Here is a 16,596-nt window from a genome sequence, read left to right as displayed (position 1 = left end):
AATTAATACGACGTTTCATTATTAGGATATTCTGCTATAAACTTATCCGCCGTCATTGGAATATCCTTATCCCCGTTAAAAATGCCATGATTCAATCGCTTATACATAAAAAACGTTTGTCCTTCCGTCAATCCTTCGCGAATCATATCATTCACCAACTTTTCTTTCAAATCATCCGGATCATCCGGCAAAACATATTCTTTCACACCTCGCTGGTTTCTCAAAGTGGAAAACAATTCCTTTGCTTCCACGATCTTTTTCTTGTTAATCAGACACTCGATCATGATATGATACATCTCCGGGAAACGGACTATGGGGATAAGCGGACACTGGTAAGTAATTTGTGTGGTTACAGTACCACTCGTATTACTTGAAGATGCTACCGGACGTTCCCATACCAGATAACGGCGATCATTATCATACCGGTTATAAAATTTATAACGATAATCATCCGTTTCCAACCCGAAAAGTTTTTCCATTTCATTCATCTTGAAAGACTCAGGAGACAAGATTGCCTTCTCAAAATTGTCCAGATTATCCTTATTATAGAATCCCAACAGAAGCTCTTCCCATCGTTTAGGATCCGAATATTCTGGATATGCGCTAACATCCCCATGCTGACTGGCTCCTGTCCACTTAAACCACCCCTTTACGTCCACAAATCGTTTAATTATTGCGGCATTTTTGTAAGCCATCTCCTCGTTGCCCATCCACATATATATCCGTGCCAACAAAGCGGTAGCCCCCCAATAATTCATGCGCGTTCCCCGGTAATTCAAAAAATCATCCCCTCCTAACGGGGTTTCATGGGCTCCCGACATGAAACGATGCTGCCTCCCTTTCGTCCATTTCTCGAATTTCAAGGTATCCAAAGGTCCTAACTTCTCTTGCGCAAACTCCATATCCGAAACAATATTTTCGAGTACTTGTTCCATGGTCATACGCATGGGTTGGTGATCCGGGTATTTCGTCACGTAAGGGATTGCCGGATCACCTTGGTTTTTGGAGGAAGGAACCGGACAAAACAAACGCAACATATCAAAATGCAGCAACGCCCGCACCCCACGCATCTCGGCAAGTATCAACTGCTTCTCCACATCCTTGTTATAAAAAAAAGAACTGTCTTTTTTCTCCACTTGCTGTATAATATTATTGCAACTGGCTATCACGTTATAAGCTTTAGCCCAAGTCTTTTCCGTCACATCCAGTACACTGGAATTTTTCCAATTCCGATTAGAAGCTTCCGCCAAATCCGAGGATAACCCAGAATTAATGTAATTCAAAGCCAAAGCGCTTGCGAATCCCCAGCTCAAGTTCTTCCCGTACAAATCCGTAACACTAATTTCCCGGTACACGCCGTTCACTGCCATCTGCACCCCGGTATAATCACCGAAAATCTCCTCTTCCAATAACACGTTATCGGACTTTATATCCAGCCAATCATTGCACGAGGTCATCACCATCGCCGCCAACAACCACTGTATTAATCTTTTCATTTTCATTTCACTCTATTTTTAGATTAGAAACTTGCATTTAAAGTAAAAGTAAAGGTTCTGGCAAAAGGATAACTTAACCCCATTTCCCGCTTGATAGAAGAAATCGTGGCAATATCATTCATGCTAAACTGAAGCCTTAGCATATCCAAACCGATACGTTGAATCAAACTCCGACTGAAATCATATCCCACGTTCAATGAATTGAACGTCAAAGTCCGATCCTTTTGCACGAACCGGGAAGTCGGTCGGGTAACATAATAACGATCTTTCAAGGATTTCAAAGAAGTCACGTCACCCGGCTTTTGCCAACGTTGGGAAAGTACCCGGCGATCGGCGTTATTCCGCCACAAGTTGACATTCTCCACGTTATCTACCAACGTTTGGTTATACTTATCACCGCCGAATTCAAACATAAATGTCGTATAGAAAGTAAAGTTCATAAAACGCACATTAATACCCAACGAACCGTTTCCCCAGGGCTCCGTGTCCCCGATCTTTTGTTGCTCGTAAGTCGACCACTCGTAACTAATTGACCCGTCGCGATTGAGATAAATTTCCTGTCCGTCAGCCGGATTTATCCCTTTCGACTTCATACCGTAAATTGCTGTCGTCGAATTACCCACCTCGTATTTCATCACCGGTTTTGAAAACTTCCGGTTATCATCCGATGTCCACAAAATAGAGGTCAACGGTGAATTGGAATTAGCTTCTTTATAATCCTTAAAATGCTCGTCCACCCGGTCATTATACTCTTCCAACGCCTTGGACAACTTTAAAATCTTATTTTCATTATGTGACAGAGAACCGTACACCACGATATCCAATTTCTTGGAAGTATAAGGTTTCACGTTCAAGTAAAACTCCATACCCCTGTTCTGAATCTCTCCGGCATTGCTCTTGTAACTGGAGAACCCAGCGGAAGCCGGTAAAGAAACATCCGTGATGCCGTCTATCGTCTTCCGGTTGTACCAGTTAAATCGACCGTACAAAATTCCATGAAAAACACCGACTTCCATTCCCAAATCCCAAGAAAGCGTTTTCTCCCATGTCAGTTTATCGTTTCCCATGGCAATCAAAGTTGCCCCAATCCCGGTAGGATACCATTGGTCCAGTTTCGTTTCAAAAGAATGACGGGCAGCATAAGGCGGGAAATTCAACTTACCCGTCTGCCCGTAAGTAGCTTTCACCTTCAATTGATCCAAAAACTTCCATTCTTCAGCAAACGCATATTTATGAATATTCACCCCGGCACCGGAAGACCAGAAAGGTCCCCATTTCTTGTCATTCCCGAATTCTGACGAACCGTCACCCCGGAAAGAAAAATCAAACAAATAAATGTCATTATAACTATAATTCAACGTGGTAAAGAAACCTAACAAACGGGTTTTATTATCCGTCACCGTGGGCTTCTTCACGATCTCGTAAGCATAAGATATCGCATGACGTTTGGCATTGGGAAAACCTTTGTACGCGGACTCCTCGAACGATCTCTGATCCTCCTTCAGGTTGATACCCACCGACAGATTGATATTATGCTTTCCCAAACTCCGGTTATACGACGTGAATAGATTCACGTTCCATCCAAAACTCTTCGTTTCAGTCAGATTGCGCTCACCCTTGGTGAAAGCGGAAGCCGTCGCACTGTAAGTAGAAGAAGCCGGGTCCGTGAACTTGTCCGTATCCGAAATGTTATAATTCAGAGCCAACTGCCCTTTAATTTGCCAGAAATTATTGATATACCAATTTACCGTCAAATTATTAGTCAAATCCTTGTATCCCGATTTAGAATAATTTTCCAATGTAGCCTCGTACAAGGGATTTTTCTCAATTGTTCCAGTGAGACCGTAGCTAGGTAACGTCGTTACATAATTACCATCTTTATCCACCCATTCGTCATACGGGTGGCGCCGAGTATAATCGGCAAAAGTACCGTAAGGCGAATCCTTCGTACGCGTGATATCAAAGGTAGTTTGATTCCTTACCTGCAATCCTTTATACCGGTAATCCAAAGCGACCCCGGCTCCTAACCGATTCCGGTAAGAATCCTTCATAACTCCGTTTTGATTATTATAACGCAAATCTACACCAAAACGCACGCTCTCGCTTCCCCCCTCCACATAAACGCTATGGTTAGCGTTAACCTCCGTCCGCAAAGGCTGCGATAACCAATAATTATCCACCCCCTTAGCAACCTTGTTTAATTTTTGCAAATAATATCCATTATTAATCCGTATCTGCGATATCGCATCTTGATAAGTTATGCCCGGATCATAATCAAACAATCCGGCAGCAACCTCTGCTTCCAAAGCTTCCTTGGCATTCATCAAATTATAAGAGGACAAATCCGGGGCGGTAATACTCAAATTCCCGCTATAACTAACCCTTAACTCTCCCGGGGTCGGAGCTACCGATTCTATCACGATTACCCCATTGGAAGCCCGGGAACCATACATGGCAGTCGCCGCCGCATCTTTCAGAATCGTAATATTAGCAATCCTGTTAATATCAAAATCATACACTTTTTCAACACTCACCTCGAAACCATCCAAAATAAAAATAGGAATATTCGGATTGTTTGTCAACGCAAATTTAGTAACACTAGAAGAACTTCCCATCTCGTCCAATTCCTTCACGCTAGCTATTCCCGAACGTCCCCGTACGTAAAACTCCGGCAAGGTATTTGGGTCGGAACCCATTTCGTTATTTTTGACCAGCCGTAACGAGGGATCAAATACAGCCAAGGCACTTATCAAGTTGAAAGAAGACACTTTCAAAATCTCCTCCCGGCTCACTTGCGTGGCAGAACCGGTAAAACTGGATTTTTTGATATTGGCGTATCCCGTCACAACCACTTCTTCCACACTCTTGACATCCTCCCGCAATACCACGTTGATCGTATCCTTCCCCTTGTATTTCACTTCTTGAGTTTCCATACCAAGAAATGAAAAAAGCAAAGAAAAATCATCCATCTGTGGCAACGTCAAGGCATACTTCCCATTCACATCCGTGGCAGTACCGATAGTTAATCCTTTCACCAAAATCGTCACGCCAGCCAACGGCAATTTCTTCTCGTCCGTCACCTTTCCCACGATCCTTATCTCCTTCTTCTCGTCCTTTGCCGGGTTGAAAGTCACCACGATCAAGTTATTCATAATCTCCCACCGGTAATCTTTTCCCAATAACTTTCCCAATACTTCATCCAACTCCTTATCCTTCACCGAAAGTGAAACTTTACGCTCCACGTCCAGCACCTTGTCATTGAAAAAGAAGTACAGGTTCGTCTGTTTCTCCAATTCTTTCAACACTTTTGAAAGAATCTCATTCTCGCACTTCAGCGACACTTTCTGCTGCTGAGAATACGTTGTCGCACTCACGTGTATAAAGCACACGCACAAAATAAAAAACGTTAATTTCATAACACGAAGCATTTTTTGCCATAAAAATCCTGATCGAGCAACGTGTAATTGCTTTTTTTTCATAAATTTGAACTTTGAAGTTAGACAATATCCGGACTTGCTACCAACAAGACACCGGATTCTGATGAATCTGCCGATAGCCGCTACCAACAGCTATCGGTAGTTTTTTATTTTAATTTCGTAACAATGACATTCCCTCCTTTCAACGAAAAATGGACATCTACCACCTTTTCTATCACCTTAAAAGTTTCCTCCGCCGGCAGATTCTTGTCGATCATCCCGGTAAAAGTATATTTCTCGATCTCGCTGTCAAAGAACACGATCCGCAAGCCGTACCAGCGTTCCATCTGTTGCATGATCTCTTTCAGCGACATTCGGTTAAAAATAAATAACCCATCCTTCCAACTCGTAAACTCCCGCACATCCACTTTCTTCACGTCGATACTGCCATCCAGACAAGATGCTTGTTCTCCCGGCAAAAGCACAACCTGCTTCGCCCCACTCGTCACCCTCACTTTTCCATTCGCCAATGTTGTTTGCACGCCCTGCTTTTCCGGGTAAGCATTGACATTGAAACTCGTACCCAATACCTCTACTTCCACGTTTCGGACTTCCACTTTAAAGGGATGAGCTTCATCTTTCACTACCTCGAAATACCCTTCTCCTTCCAGAAATACTTTTCGCTCGCTTCCCTTGAACGCAATCGGATATTTCAACTTACTGCCGGAATTCAGATATACCACGGAACCGTCGGAAAGCCGTAAACGAAAATCGGCGGCTACCGGAATTTCAAGCACGTGATACCGTTGCACAGTGTCGTCATCCGTCGTCGTTTCATAAACCAACCCTTTCGTGCTATCTTGTCGAATTTCCACCACTTTCTCTTTCGTCAGGTATTCCTGTTGTACTTTCCGCAAGTCCAATTCCGAACCGTCGGACATGGTCAGAAGGATCGCATTTTTAGGGCGTTCGTATGACATGGGTACCACTTCCGTACTCTCTTGATTCAACAAGAATATCCCACCCAATACTAGTAATAAAGGCAGGGCTATCACAGCCGCATACTTCAACATTTTACGCAAGACATACCGCCGCTTGAAAGCTTTGTCTTTTATCACCCGATTCCAGATCCCGTCATAATCAGGTTCCGGCATCGCCGACAGATCATACAAATGTTCTATTACCTCCCGCACCTCGGGATCTATCTTTTTCTCCCGGGGAGGATCCCCAGGATACAATACCTCCCATAACTTCTCGAATAATTCATTTTTTGTTTTCATGAATGCATCCTTATTATTGTTACATTACTAATGCACTCGAACCTCTCGAAAGGGTGAAAAGATTACAACATTTTTTTCAATAAAAGTAGAAATAATAATGTAAATGCCGTATTATCAGGATTATTCTGTACTGAATCTTTTATCTTTTTATAAGCAATTCTTACTTGGGACTTCACCGTGTTGACAGCCACACCTAACGACGCGGCAGTATCGGCATAACTCGTCCCTTCAATCACAGCCATTACAAATATTTTACGACATCCTTCCGGCAAAGAATCAACCACCGCCCGGATAGCCTCGATCTTCGGCGTAATATCCTCTTCTTCTTCATTCAGGAAAATCTGCTCCCGGATAATATCTTCTTCTTTCTCGGCTCGAACCTTCTGGTGACGTAATTGATTCAGGACATAATTTCTGACCATCTTTCGCAAATAACTTACAAACGAATGTTTTACATTTATCTGCTTTCGATGACTCCACAAATACACGAAACTTTCCTGCACGGCGTCCTCTGCGACCGCCGGATCATGACTCAACCCCAGCGCAACAAAATACAATTCCCGGGAATACTCCCGGAATATTTCCTCAAAAGCCGCCACATCACCAGCTATTAATTTTTGTACCGTACTCTGTTCATCTAACATATCCGACATCCTATTAAAAAAACAAAGATAGAATTAAATTTTTAATATCAATACCCCATATTAGTTAAACGAAAAAAGTAAGTTCTTCCCCCGTATTCCCAAAGTAATACTACCTCACCCCGGTTACTGGACTCTTTCAACACACTTACAACACCACTGCCGGACGGCGAAATAACTGTACAGAATCCGGGTTGAAAGTACGTTAAGGTAGTATAACCTTGGGATTACCCAAGGATTTCAGTGAAAAAAGATAAGGTTACAGCAAACGAATCGAAAACATACCATGAAAAAAACTATATTTGGGGTGAAATTACAATAACACTAAAAGTAAAATATATGGGTCTTTTCGATAAACTTAGAGGTGAGTTCATAGACATCATCGAATTTCTGGACAATACCCAGGATACCATCGTTTACCGTTTCGAGCGATACGGCAACGAGATAAAAAACAACGCCAAACTTATCGTCAGGGAAGGACAGACGGCAGTTTTTATTAATGAGGGGCAAGTAGCGGATATATTCACCCCGGGGACATATACTCTCAACACGGAGAACCTACCGATATTAAGCACGCTAAAGGGCTGGAAATACGGGTTCAACAGTCCGTTCAAGGCAGAAGTATACTTCGTGAGCACGAAAAACTTCATCGATCAAAAATGGGGAACGAAAAACGCCATTATAGTGAATGACAACCGTTTCGGTATGGTTGAAATCCGGGCTTTCGGCATCTACACGTTCAAAATTACCGATGCCCCCGTCTTCATCCGGGAAATCGTGGGAACCAACCAATCGTTCACGACCCAGCATATTTGCGAACAATTGAAAAGCATCATCGTCACCCGTTTCTCCGATGCCACGGGCGAATCGAACTTACCGATAGAGAATTACGCATCTAACTTGAACGAACTGTCTGACGCTATTTTCAGCTATATGCAGGGTGACTTCGCTGCTTACGGGATGGAAGTAACCAAATTTCTGATCGAGAATATCTCAATGCCGGACGACGTGAAGAAAGAAATATTCGAACTCAGCCGCCTAGATAAAATTGACTTGAATAAACTGACCGCACTGAAAGCCGCTAAAGCCATGGAAGTAGCCGCCGAGAATCCTTCCGGAGCAGCGGGGACTGGCGTAGGCTTAGGCGCAGGTTTCGCTATGGCACAACAAATGACCCAAAGTATGATGAACTCGTCGAGCAAGCAAAACGAACAAGCCACACCCCCACCGTTACCTGGAGAAACCTTGTATTACGTGGCGATCGACGGTCAACAAGCAGGTCCCTTCAACTTAAGCCAACTGGAAGAACTGGTTGAAAAACAAGTTCTGAATCGCGATACACTGGTTTGGAAAAAGGGACTGTCCGCATGGGTTCTCGCGAGCGAACAGGCAGATTTACAAAGTCTATGGACAATGACCCCTCCCCCGCTTCCAAAACAGGAATAAGACATGATGGACGAAACTGAAAACAACCCGCTGACGGGTGAAACATTCGTGTGCGAATGTTGTGGGGCAGCCTTGAAATATGAACCGGGAACAGCATTCCTGCATTGTGACTATTGCGGGTCGGACACCCCGATAGAAACAAAATTAGTCGTCGACATAAACGAGTTGGACTACACGCAGTACATCGAGCATTACGAAGAGATCAACACGCAAAACACGAATGTAGTCAAATGCCGTAAATGCGGAGCGGAATCAACGTTCGACGAGAACATGAAATCCATGGAGTGCCCATACTGCAGCACACCCTTGATCGAAGCCGACGTACATTATGAACGGTTGATTAAACCGTCATATCTGCTACCATTTCAGGTATCTGGCAAAGAAATAGACGATTACCTCTACAAATGGTTACGCAAATTATGGTTTGCCCCCGGCAAACTAAAGGAAAGAGCCCGGTGCTCGGAGAAACTACAAGGAGTATATATTCCCTGCTGGACGTATGATGCCCAAACGGAAACGGGATACACCGGACAACGGGGTGTCACTTACACCGTCACGGTAGGTACAGGCAAGAACAGGCGCACGGAAACCCGTACCAGATGGACTTTCCGAAGCGGGCATATTTCCCTCTTTTTCGACGACGTAATGGTGCCTGCATCCAAGCTAATCGCCTCGCAAGTCGTGGCAAAGATCGAGGATTGGGACACGGAAAACCTCATGGAGATGAACAACCGTTTCTTGAGCGGTTTCGTCACCGAAAAATATATATTAAACCTTACCCAAGGATTTGAAATCGCCCAAGGCAAAATGGCAACCGAAATAGAGTCCGCCATCCGGCGTGACATCGGTGGTGATAGGCAAAGGATTTTATCCAGAAACACCCGGTTCAATGACGTCAAATTCAAACTGATATTACTCCCCGTGTATATGTCATCCTACACGTATGGCAAGAAAGTGTATCATTTTTTCGTGAACGGAAGAAACGGAGATGTTACCGGCGACCGCCCGTACAGCACCTTAAAGATCGTATTCACAGTCATTTTAGGACTTCTGTTACTCGGGGGTGCCATCTATTTGATGAATAATCGATAACAAATAAACCAGTAAACTCACGCATTTTGTAAGCAAAAACACTATCTTTGCATTTGAAAATAAAATAATCGCTTTTTGAAAACAACAAATTCTAAGAAGATAAATGCATAATTAACAGCCTGTAATCTTTCAGGCTGGACTACTCAAACCCGAGAATCTCATTCGGGGATAATTTCTATTGACTTATTTCTATTTTGAGCGCATCCACGGGTGCTTCAACAATTATAGACCGAATCTTTATGCCCAAAAAGCGTGAGATTCAAAAACAATCGTTATATTTAAACACAATTACATCATGGAAGAAGAATTAAAATTAGTAGCAGACTTCGACATGGCAATGATCGAGGATTTTTTTCTACTCTTAGACCGTCAAGGTCCCGGTAGCGAAGAGGTTACCAAACTGGCATTAAGCTTTATCAACAACCTCTCCCCGGAATCCAAAATTGCCGACATCGGCTGTGGTACCGGAGGACAGACCTTGACTCTAGCAGCAAATACACAGGGAAACATCGTCGCCATCGACCTGCTTCCCCGAATGATCGCACAGGTGAACGAACGGATGAAACAACAGGGTTTCAACGACCGGGTAACGGGAATCACTGGTTCTATGGCAGAATTACCCTTCAAAGAAAACGAGATGGACTTGCTCTGGGCTGAAGGATCTATTTATAATATAGGATTCCGGAAAGGGTTGAATGAATGGAAAAAATTCTTGAAACCGGAAGGCATGATTGCCGTTTCGGAAGTATCTTGGCTGACACCTACTCGCCCGGAAAAAATCGACCATTTCTGGACGTTCAATTACAGTGAAATAGACCTCGTTTCCAACAAGGTGAAACAAATGGAACAGGCAGGATATACCCCCGTGGCACATTTCGTGCTACCGGAAAACTGCTGGACGGAGAACTTTTTCCGTCCCATGCGGAAACACGCCGAAGCATTTCTCCAAAGACACGAGTATAGCCAAGCTGCCCGTGACTTTGCCACACGAGAATTGGACGAAGCCAACATTTACCAAGAATACAAATCATATTATGGTTACATGTTCTACACCGGAATTAAAAACTAATACACGAAAAAGAAAAAAACATGAAAATAACAATCAGACAAGAACAAGAGAAAGACTACGCGTATGTCGAAAACATGACACGCGAAGCGTTCTGGGACGTGTACCAACCGGGAGCATCGGAACATTTCGTGCTCCACAAACTCCGGAAAGCGGATTGCTTTATTCCCGAACTGGACTGCGTTGCCGAACACGAGGGAAAGATCGTGGGGCACGTCATAAGTACCCGTGCCAATGTCGTTGACGAGCAAGGCGAAGCTCACGAAATCCTTTGCCTGGGTCCCATCTGCGCATCGCCCGAAGTGCAAGGACAAGGCATTGGCTCACAATTGATGGAACACACGAAAAACGTTGCCCGGCAAATGGGCTTCAAGGCGATCGCCCTTCTTGGCAACCCCGCATACTATCATCGCTTCGGCTTCGTGAACGCAGCACAATTCCACATCACCACTCGCGAGGGGGTGAATTTCGACCCCTTCATGATTCTGGAATTAACCACCGGAAGCCTCACCGGTATCTCCGGAAAATTCCACGAAGACCCCGTGTTCTTCGTGACAGAAGAAGAAACCGAAGAATTTGACAAAGCCTTTCCTCACAAAGAAAAGCACGTCACGGACACGCAACTACCTAAACTCTAAACTAAAAATTTAGAGTTTAGATTGATTATTTAAGATTTCCAACAAATCTTATTCTTCATTTGGTTACCGATTTCCATTCCGTATCTCCTCGATGACCATCTCGATAGCCTTCACGGTAGCTTTGCCAATATTTCTTTCACGGGTAAACGAGAAAGTGAATTTCCGGGCTATCGTCCTCTCGGGACCGGCAACCCCAATCCAGACAGTACCGACCGGCTTCCCCGGCGTACCACCCGTGGGACCTGCAATCCCGGACGTGGAAACAGCATAATCGGTACCAATCAAACGACGTACTCCCTCTGCCATCTGGCGCACCACGGGTTCACTGACCGCCCCGAATTGTTCCAAATCCCCCGGATGTACTCCCAACACCCGTTCTTTCACGTCATTAGCATAAGCGACCACGCTTCCCCTGAAATAAGCAGAAGCCCCGGCAATAGAAGTCAACTGGGCAGCGATATTTCCACCCGTGCAACTCTCGGCTGTGGACAACGTCCTCCCTTTCATTAATAATAACTCCCCTAACTCCCGTTCCGTACCCCCGCTCTCACCCTCGGTATAATGCAATCCTTCCAGCGCCTCTTTCAAACTATCGAAACGGGCTTCCAGGTTGTACACTTGTGCCCCCTTCGCCGTCAGGCGCAACATGACAAATCCCGGTGAAGGCAAATAAGCCAAACCGAAACCGTCAGGCAGCACCTCTTCCCATCGGCTCAAAAGAATAGCCAGTTCCGATTCCGGGATATCGTACACTTTCAGCATCCGAAAATCCAATTGCAAGCGCGGGAACAAACGTTGCAACTCGGGAATCACGCTCTGCATCATCAGGTCTTCCATCTCGAAAGGCACACCCGGCAAAGAAACGAGCACTTTACCGTCACGCTCGAACCACATCCCGGAAGCCGTGCCCTTACGGTTGAACAGTATCTTTGCCGTTTCCGGTTGGAGAGCTTGGCTACGGTTAGCCTCATTCATATTCATGCCGCCGTTTTCCAGCAATTTCTCGATCCATTTCAACACCTCCTCGTTCATCACCAGACGAGTATTGAAATAGTCTGCCAAAACCTTCTTGGTAACATCGTCTTTCGTTGGTCCCAGTCCCCCGGTCACGATCACCAGCTCCGCTTGGTTCATGGCGTAATCCACCCAATGGCATATCTCTTCCCGCTGGTCGGCAATAGATAAGATATCCATCACTTCTGCACCCAAACGGGTTAATTGCTTCGAAATATATTGTGAATTCGTGTCCAGTATTTGTCCTAACAGGATCTCGTCACCGATGGTAATAATAATCGCTTTCATGGATTTATCTTTTTATTCGTGAATACGTTTTATCGCTTTTACCCGTTTCAATAAAGAAGGATGAGAATAATAAATATACTCGTACAACGGGTGAGGGGTCAAATTGCTCAAAGCCTTTACCGATATTTTCTTCAACCCCGACACGAGGTAATCCCCCTCGTGATGCAGCGCGGCAAAGGCATCGGCTTCATATTCGTTCTTTCGAGACCACACGTTCATCCCGATACCCAAAATCAAATTGACCGGCGAATAAAGAATCGCGAAAGCCATCAACCCCAACTGAAAATAAGCCTGATCGCCTCCCAGAGCCCCCGACAGCGCGGCATTATTCACGCAGAGGGAAAACAACCAAAGAATGACACCCGTCTGCACGATAGAGAATCCCATCGAACGCAGCGTATGCCGTTTCTTGTAGTGCCCGATCTCGTGAGCCAGCACGGCAACGATCTCCTCTTCTGTAAGATTGTCGATCAAAGTGTCGTACAAAACCACTCGTTTCTTTGGCCCTAATCCCGTGAAATAAGCGTTTGCCTTTGTCGAGCGCTTCGAACCGTCAATCACGTATATATTATCCAACTTGAACCCTACTTTCCCGGCAAATGCCTGAATTTTATCCCGCAAACTCCCCTCTTGTAACGGGGTCTGCTTGTTAAACAAAGGCACGATCAACTGGGAATAAAACATTCCCATGAAAAGGGAAAACACCGTCACGGCACCCCACGCGTACAACCAAAAAGAAGTGCCCGCCCACGTGTAGAACCACACGACAAGCGCCAGTAGGACGCCTCCCATCACGAGCGAAAGCAACAATTCTTTCACCGTGTCCAGCCAAAACGTTTTCCTCGTAGTTTTGTTGAACCCGTATTTTTCCTCGATCCGGAACGTACCGTAATAATCAAAAGGAATATCCAAAACGGAAGAAGCCAGCGAAAGCCCTACCACGAAAAGAATCGTCTGCCACACGGCACTATCGGTCTGGGCGACCACCCAACCGTTGTACCACCCGAAACCGCCCGCCAACAGGAAAAGCATCATCACGACAAACCCGAATCCCGAACTCCAACTGTCCAGCCGCCCGTTCTCCCGCTTGTAAGACTGGAAACGCCTATATTCCTGTTCATCATATATTCCTTTCAGACTTTCAGGCAACATGGGCGACATATGCTTGGCATTCAAATACTCCAACACCCGCTCAAAGACAAAATCCAGACAGAGAAAAACAATAATAACGATAAATATAGTCCCGGAACTCATTGTAATATATCTTTTTTACAAAGACAAAGGTACAATAAATATTGTTTTTCAAACCAAACTTTAACCAATCAATCGTACATCCAAAGATATAATCCTTAATTAACCAAAGCCCATGCACTGCCACACCATAGCACAAATACACGAGAATAGGGTTAATATGGCAAGGAAACGAAGACTCTCCGAAGAGAGAAGAATACAAGCATTATTCTTGAATTATATAAACAATTAAAAATAAACATTCCAAGGTTGAGGATGTGTCAAAACACATCCTCTGGTTCATAAGGTTCATAAAGTCTATAAGGCCCGTGCGGTCAAGAATGCTATAGAAAATATTTTCTGTTTCAGATTCACTACCTGTTTATATTCTTCTAATTACACGTGCCGGATTTCCCACGACTATGGTATTTGCTTCTACATCACGCGTAACGACACTGCCTGCCCCGACTACGCTGTTTTCCCCGACTGTCACACCCGGAAGAATGGTTGCTCCCGCGCCAATCCATGCTCTTGTGCAAATGTGTACAGGCTTGCAAGTGATAACCATGCGGTTTTCAAGATCGTGGTTATTCGATATAAGCTGTACATTGGCTGCTATCTGAACATCGTCGTCAATAGTAATACCACCAGCCGACATCATCAAGCAGCCATTCATTATGATGACGTTATTTCCTATTTTTACATTATGAGGGCGGATAACCGTTAGCGGAGTATTTATTCTGCTATTCATCCCCATAGTGGGGAAAATTTGATGAAGCAAACAGTCATATTCTTTAGTCATTGGCATGGTGTGGTTCAGCCGGAACACAAGTTGGGCATGTACTTTTGCCAAAGCCAGTTCATCTGAGCTTTGATGAGCACAATCTATTCTAAATTCATTCATTGCTATTAGGTTTAAGTTGTCCATAAAAATACGATGCAGTTGCTCCACCGTCAACCAAAAAGTCAGACCCAGTAATAAAAGCACCTTTTTCACTTAATACAAGTTCCGCAACATGTGCAATTTCATCTGCCGTTCCCGGACGGCCTGCGGGACATCTGGCAAACATATTTTTATAAAACTCACCACGTGTGCCGTTTAATTCGTCCATGGCGAGTGGGGTGATTATAATACCGGGAGAAATAGAATTAATCCTTGCCCCCCGTTCTCCCCATTTGACAGCTTCAGCCATAACCCGTTTTACATTACATCTTTTAGCCATTTGATAAGCATGTAATGTATCTTTAATGTTTCCTTTTTGAAGAACTTCAAGGTTTAGTAAATCTTCAGAAGGTGTTGTTGCCAATAATTCATCTATTTCGGGCGATAGTGCCGGCATCCGATGTCCTGATTGGCTGGAAATAGTTACACCACTTCCTCCCGGGGCTATAACCTTACCTACTTCTTCCAATAACACGGCAGTCCCATAAAGGTCCACTTTCAAAATAGTTTCTATTGATGCTTGGCTGGGTGATACTCCCGCGGAGTTTACTAAATACTTGATTTCCCCGTATTTTAGTGCTTCATCTATCACAGAAAGAATAGAATTTCTTGATGAAAGGTCTGTTCTTAGTGCTATGGCATCAAATCCGACTCTTTCCAAGAGTGCAGCAATGCTTTGTGCCTTTTCCAAATTCTTATCTGCAACAAGGATATATTTACCTGTCCCGATACGGCGAATAATAGCAAGACCTATTTCTCCTGCCCCGATCCAAATAACAACTTCTTTTTTCATAATTCATCTTAACGTTTTCATATCAATAACATAACGAAATTTTACTTTGCCACCGATACATTTTGGTGGGAAATGCAAGTAGCGTCGTTTTGTACAAATGAAGTCATAGCGAAAGATACGAATGTTAATATTGAAATAATTTTTTTCATCACTTTATCCTTTCACTGTTATGATACAAAGGTAGACAGCCAATTTGTATATTATGGTAGATAAATTACAGATTTAGCAACCAAATTCACAGATCCTATCGATAATTATTTATCGCATCAATCGTTAATCTTGTGATACCATCGTGGTACCAATAAAAAAAACACCTGATATTTATTGACTATCAGGTGTTTAATTTCTATTTTCGTGATCCAGCTGGGACTCGAACCCAGGACCCCAACATTAAAAGTGTTGTGCTCTACCGGCTGAGCTACTGAATCCTTCAATTGTGTTTCTCAATTGCGGTTGCAAAGGTATACCTTTTTAGTTTTCTCACAAATTTATTCTCAACTTTTTTCATAGGTTTTTCGCTAAACCGGGATAAAATATTCATTCTAACTTATTTAAGTAATAATATTTTTAATTAGCCCCTATTACTTGGAATTCTCGTTAATATTCACTTAATTTATCAACTCATAGTTTAAAATAGATACCATGTTTTTAAGGAGATCGGAAAAAAGGGGCATTATTTTTCTAAGCGTCATGATTCTCGCTCTTTTCGTGTTACCCTTGGCAAGCCGGGAACGGGAATGTCCTCTATTCCTGCTTACCCCCCCGGCAACATCCGACACGACGGGAATTTCTCTGACAAAACCGCTTCCCTCCCCGATTGAACTGAACACGGCTGACAGTTCCACGTTAGTAAAGATAAGAGGAATAGGATCATACTACGCGTCTAAAATCATCCGCTACCGAGAACGTCTCGGGGGATTTCACACACCCAAACAATTAAAAGAAATCAAATTCCAGTATCTCAATATAGATACCCTCCTCGCCCGTTTCACCGTGAATCCCAGTCTTATCCGGCAAAAAGACCTCGACACGATGACATTCAAAGCGGTACTTAAACACCCCTATTTAGCTTACGAAGACGTACAACTCATTTTCAACGCCAAGCGGAAGTTCGGTAAAATAAACTTCTCTATTCTGAACTCAGAAAAGATTTTACCGTTATATAAACTACAAAAAATAAAACCTTACTTCAAATAATTTGTATAACTTTGTAACAATAGCCAAGCATTGGCAGTTGAAAATAACACACACGT

General features: G+C 43.8%; 13 protein-coding genes and 1 tRNA gene. 5 read left to right on the top strand and 9 right to left on the bottom strand.

All coding sequences use genetic code 11. The annotated features are described in order from the left end of the window. Nucleotides 1-2: 2 nt before the first annotated feature. From BN8899_RS14830 to BN8899_RS14815, 4 genes are all read right to left on the bottom strand, one after another. A complete protein-coding gene (locus BN8899_RS14830; protein ID WP_065219986.1) occupies nt 3-1,502 on the bottom strand; it encodes a RagB/SusD family nutrient uptake outer membrane protein in 1,500 nt (499 codons plus the stop codon). A gap of 17 nt (nt 1,503-1,519) precedes the next feature. Beyond that, nucleotides 1,520-4,912 carry a SusC/RagA family TonB-linked outer membrane protein gene (locus BN8899_RS14825; protein WP_065220755.1) on the bottom strand — a complete coding sequence of 1,131 codons (3,393 nt, stop codon included), beginning with the start codon at nt 4,910-4,912 and terminating at the stop codon, nt 1,520-1,522. Between the two features lie 167 nt (nt 4,913-5,079). Continuing rightward, nucleotides 5,080-6,192: a FecR family protein gene (locus BN8899_RS14820; RefSeq protein WP_065219985.1), complete on the bottom strand. Its 1,113-nt coding sequence runs from the start codon at nt 6,190-6,192 to the stop codon at nt 5,080-5,082. Nucleotides 6,193-6,254: 62 nt separating this feature from the next. Then, nucleotides 6,255-6,836 carry an RNA polymerase sigma factor gene (locus BN8899_RS14815; protein WP_026207316.1) on the bottom strand — a complete coding sequence of 194 codons (582 nt, stop codon included), beginning with the start codon at nt 6,834-6,836 and terminating at the stop codon, nt 6,255-6,257. A 336-nt stretch (nt 6,837-7,172) separates the two neighbouring features. Here BN8899_RS14815 and BN8899_RS14810 point away from each other — a divergent pair, with 336 nt between their 5' ends. The 4 genes from BN8899_RS14810 (at nt 7,173) to BN8899_RS14795 (ending at nt 11,075) form a co-directional block, all read left to right on the top strand. Beyond that, nucleotides 7,173-8,279: an SPFH domain-containing protein gene (locus BN8899_RS14810; RefSeq protein WP_065219984.1), complete on the top strand. Its 1,107-nt coding sequence runs from the start codon at nt 7,173-7,175 to the stop codon at nt 8,277-8,279. 3 nt (nt 8,280-8,282) lie between these two features. Further along, the gene (locus BN8899_RS14805) at nt 8,283-9,371 is read left to right on the top strand and encodes a TFIIB-type zinc ribbon-containing protein (RefSeq protein WP_065219983.1); all 1,089 of its coding nucleotides are present in this window, start codon (nt 8,283-8,285) and stop codon (nt 9,369-9,371) included. Between the two features lie 295 nt (nt 9,372-9,666). Beyond that, on the top strand, nt 9,667-10,440 hold the full coding sequence (locus BN8899_RS14800; RefSeq protein WP_065219982.1) for a class I SAM-dependent methyltransferase: 774 nt from the start codon (nt 9,667-9,669) through the stop codon (nt 10,438-10,440). A 20-nt stretch (nt 10,441-10,460) separates the two neighbouring features. Next, nucleotides 10,461-11,075: a GNAT family N-acetyltransferase gene (locus tag BN8899_RS14795; protein WP_065219981.1), complete on the top strand. Its 615-nt coding sequence runs from the start codon at nt 10,461-10,463 to the stop codon at nt 11,073-11,075. Nucleotides 11,076-11,138: 63 nt separating this feature from the next. Here the strand turns inward: BN8899_RS14795 and BN8899_RS14790 are convergent, their stop codons facing one another. From BN8899_RS14790 to BN8899_RS14770, 5 genes are all read right to left on the bottom strand, one after another. Continuing rightward, on the bottom strand, nt 11,139-12,377 hold the full coding sequence (locus tag BN8899_RS14790; RefSeq protein ID WP_018336788.1) for a competence/damage-inducible protein A: 1,239 nt from the start codon (nt 12,375-12,377) through the stop codon (nt 11,139-11,141). 12 nt (nt 12,378-12,389) lie between these two features. Further along, the gene (locus BN8899_RS14785) at nt 12,390-13,631 is read right to left on the bottom strand and encodes a M48 family metallopeptidase (protein WP_018336789.1); all 1,242 of its coding nucleotides are present in this window, start codon (nt 13,629-13,631) and stop codon (nt 12,390-12,392) included. Nucleotides 13,632-13,989: 358 nt separating this feature from the next. Continuing rightward, entirely contained in the window at nt 13,990-14,511 is a 522-nt protein-coding gene (locus BN8899_RS14780; RefSeq protein WP_018336790.1) for a DapH/DapD/GlmU-related protein, read from the bottom strand. Continuing rightward, complete coding sequence (locus tag BN8899_RS14775) at nt 14,504-15,343, bottom strand: SDR family oxidoreductase (protein WP_065219980.1); 840 nt, start codon at nt 15,341-15,343, stop codon at nt 14,504-14,506. Before BN8899_RS14775 ends, BN8899_RS14780 begins: the two co-directional genes overlap by 8 nt. Before the next feature lie 355 nt (nt 15,344-15,698). Next, nucleotides 15,699-15,771, bottom strand: a tRNA-Lys gene (locus BN8899_RS14770). Nucleotides 15,772-15,985: 214 nt separating this feature from the next. Between BN8899_RS14770 and BN8899_RS14765 the strand changes: the two genes are divergently transcribed. Further along, nucleotides 15,986-16,540, top strand: coding sequence for a ComEA family DNA-binding protein (locus BN8899_RS14765; protein WP_065219979.1), 555 nt, complete (start codon nt 15,986-15,988; stop codon nt 16,538-16,540). Nucleotides 16,541-16,596 lie beyond the last annotated feature (56 nt).

Source organism: Butyricimonas sp. Marseille-P2440, assembly GCF_900091675.1.
Taxonomy (GTDB): domain Bacteria; phylum Bacteroidota; class Bacteroidia; order Bacteroidales; family Marinifilaceae; genus Butyricimonas; species Butyricimonas synergistica.
Note: the sequence above shows the minus strand (reverse complement) of the source record. Positions and strands in the feature narration are given on the sequence as shown.

Excerpts from the sequence above, each read along its gene's own strand:
- BN8899_RS14805 (WP_065219983.1), top strand. The coding sequence starts at position 8,283 with ATGATGGACGAAACTGAAAACAACCCGCTGACGGGTGAAACATTCGTG.
- BN8899_RS14795 (WP_065219981.1), top strand. The coding sequence starts at position 10,461 with ATGAAAATAACAATCAGACAAGAACAAGAGAAAGACTACGCGTATGTC.
- BN8899_RS14785 (WP_018336789.1), bottom strand. The coding sequence starts at position 13,631 with ATGAGTTCCGGGACTATATTTATCGTTATTATTGTTTTTCTCTGTCTG.
- BN8899_RS14780 (WP_018336790.1), bottom strand. The coding sequence starts at position 14,511 with ATGAATGAATTTAGAATAGATTGTGCTCATCAAAGCTCAGATGAACTG.
- BN8899_RS14810 (WP_065219984.1), top strand. The coding sequence starts at position 7,173 with ATGGGTCTTTTCGATAAACTTAGAGGTGAGTTCATAGACATCATCGAA.
- BN8899_RS14830 (WP_065219986.1), bottom strand. The coding sequence starts at position 1,502 with ATGAAAATGAAAAGATTAATACAGTGGTTGTTGGCGGCGATGGTGATG.
- BN8899_RS14765 (WP_065219979.1), top strand. The coding sequence starts at position 15,986 with ATGTTTTTAAGGAGATCGGAAAAAAGGGGCATTATTTTTCTAAGCGTC.
- BN8899_RS14820 (WP_065219985.1), bottom strand. The coding sequence starts at position 6,192 with ATGAAAACAAAAAATGAATTATTCGAGAAGTTATGGGAGGTATTGTAT.
- BN8899_RS14775 (WP_065219980.1), bottom strand. The coding sequence starts at position 15,343 with ATGAAAAAAGAAGTTGTTATTTGGATCGGGGCAGGAGAAATAGGTCTT.
- BN8899_RS14800 (WP_065219982.1), top strand. The coding sequence starts at position 9,667 with ATGGAAGAAGAATTAAAATTAGTAGCAGACTTCGACATGGCAATGATC.
- BN8899_RS14825 (WP_065220755.1), bottom strand. The coding sequence starts at position 4,912 with ATGAAATTAACGTTTTTTATTTTGTGCGTGTGCTTTATACACGTGAGT.
- BN8899_RS14815 (WP_026207316.1), bottom strand. The coding sequence starts at position 6,836 with ATGTTAGATGAACAGAGTACGGTACAAAAATTAATAGCTGGTGATGTG.
- BN8899_RS14790 (WP_018336788.1), bottom strand. The coding sequence starts at position 12,377 with ATGAAAGCGATTATTATTACCATCGGTGACGAGATCCTGTTAGGACAA.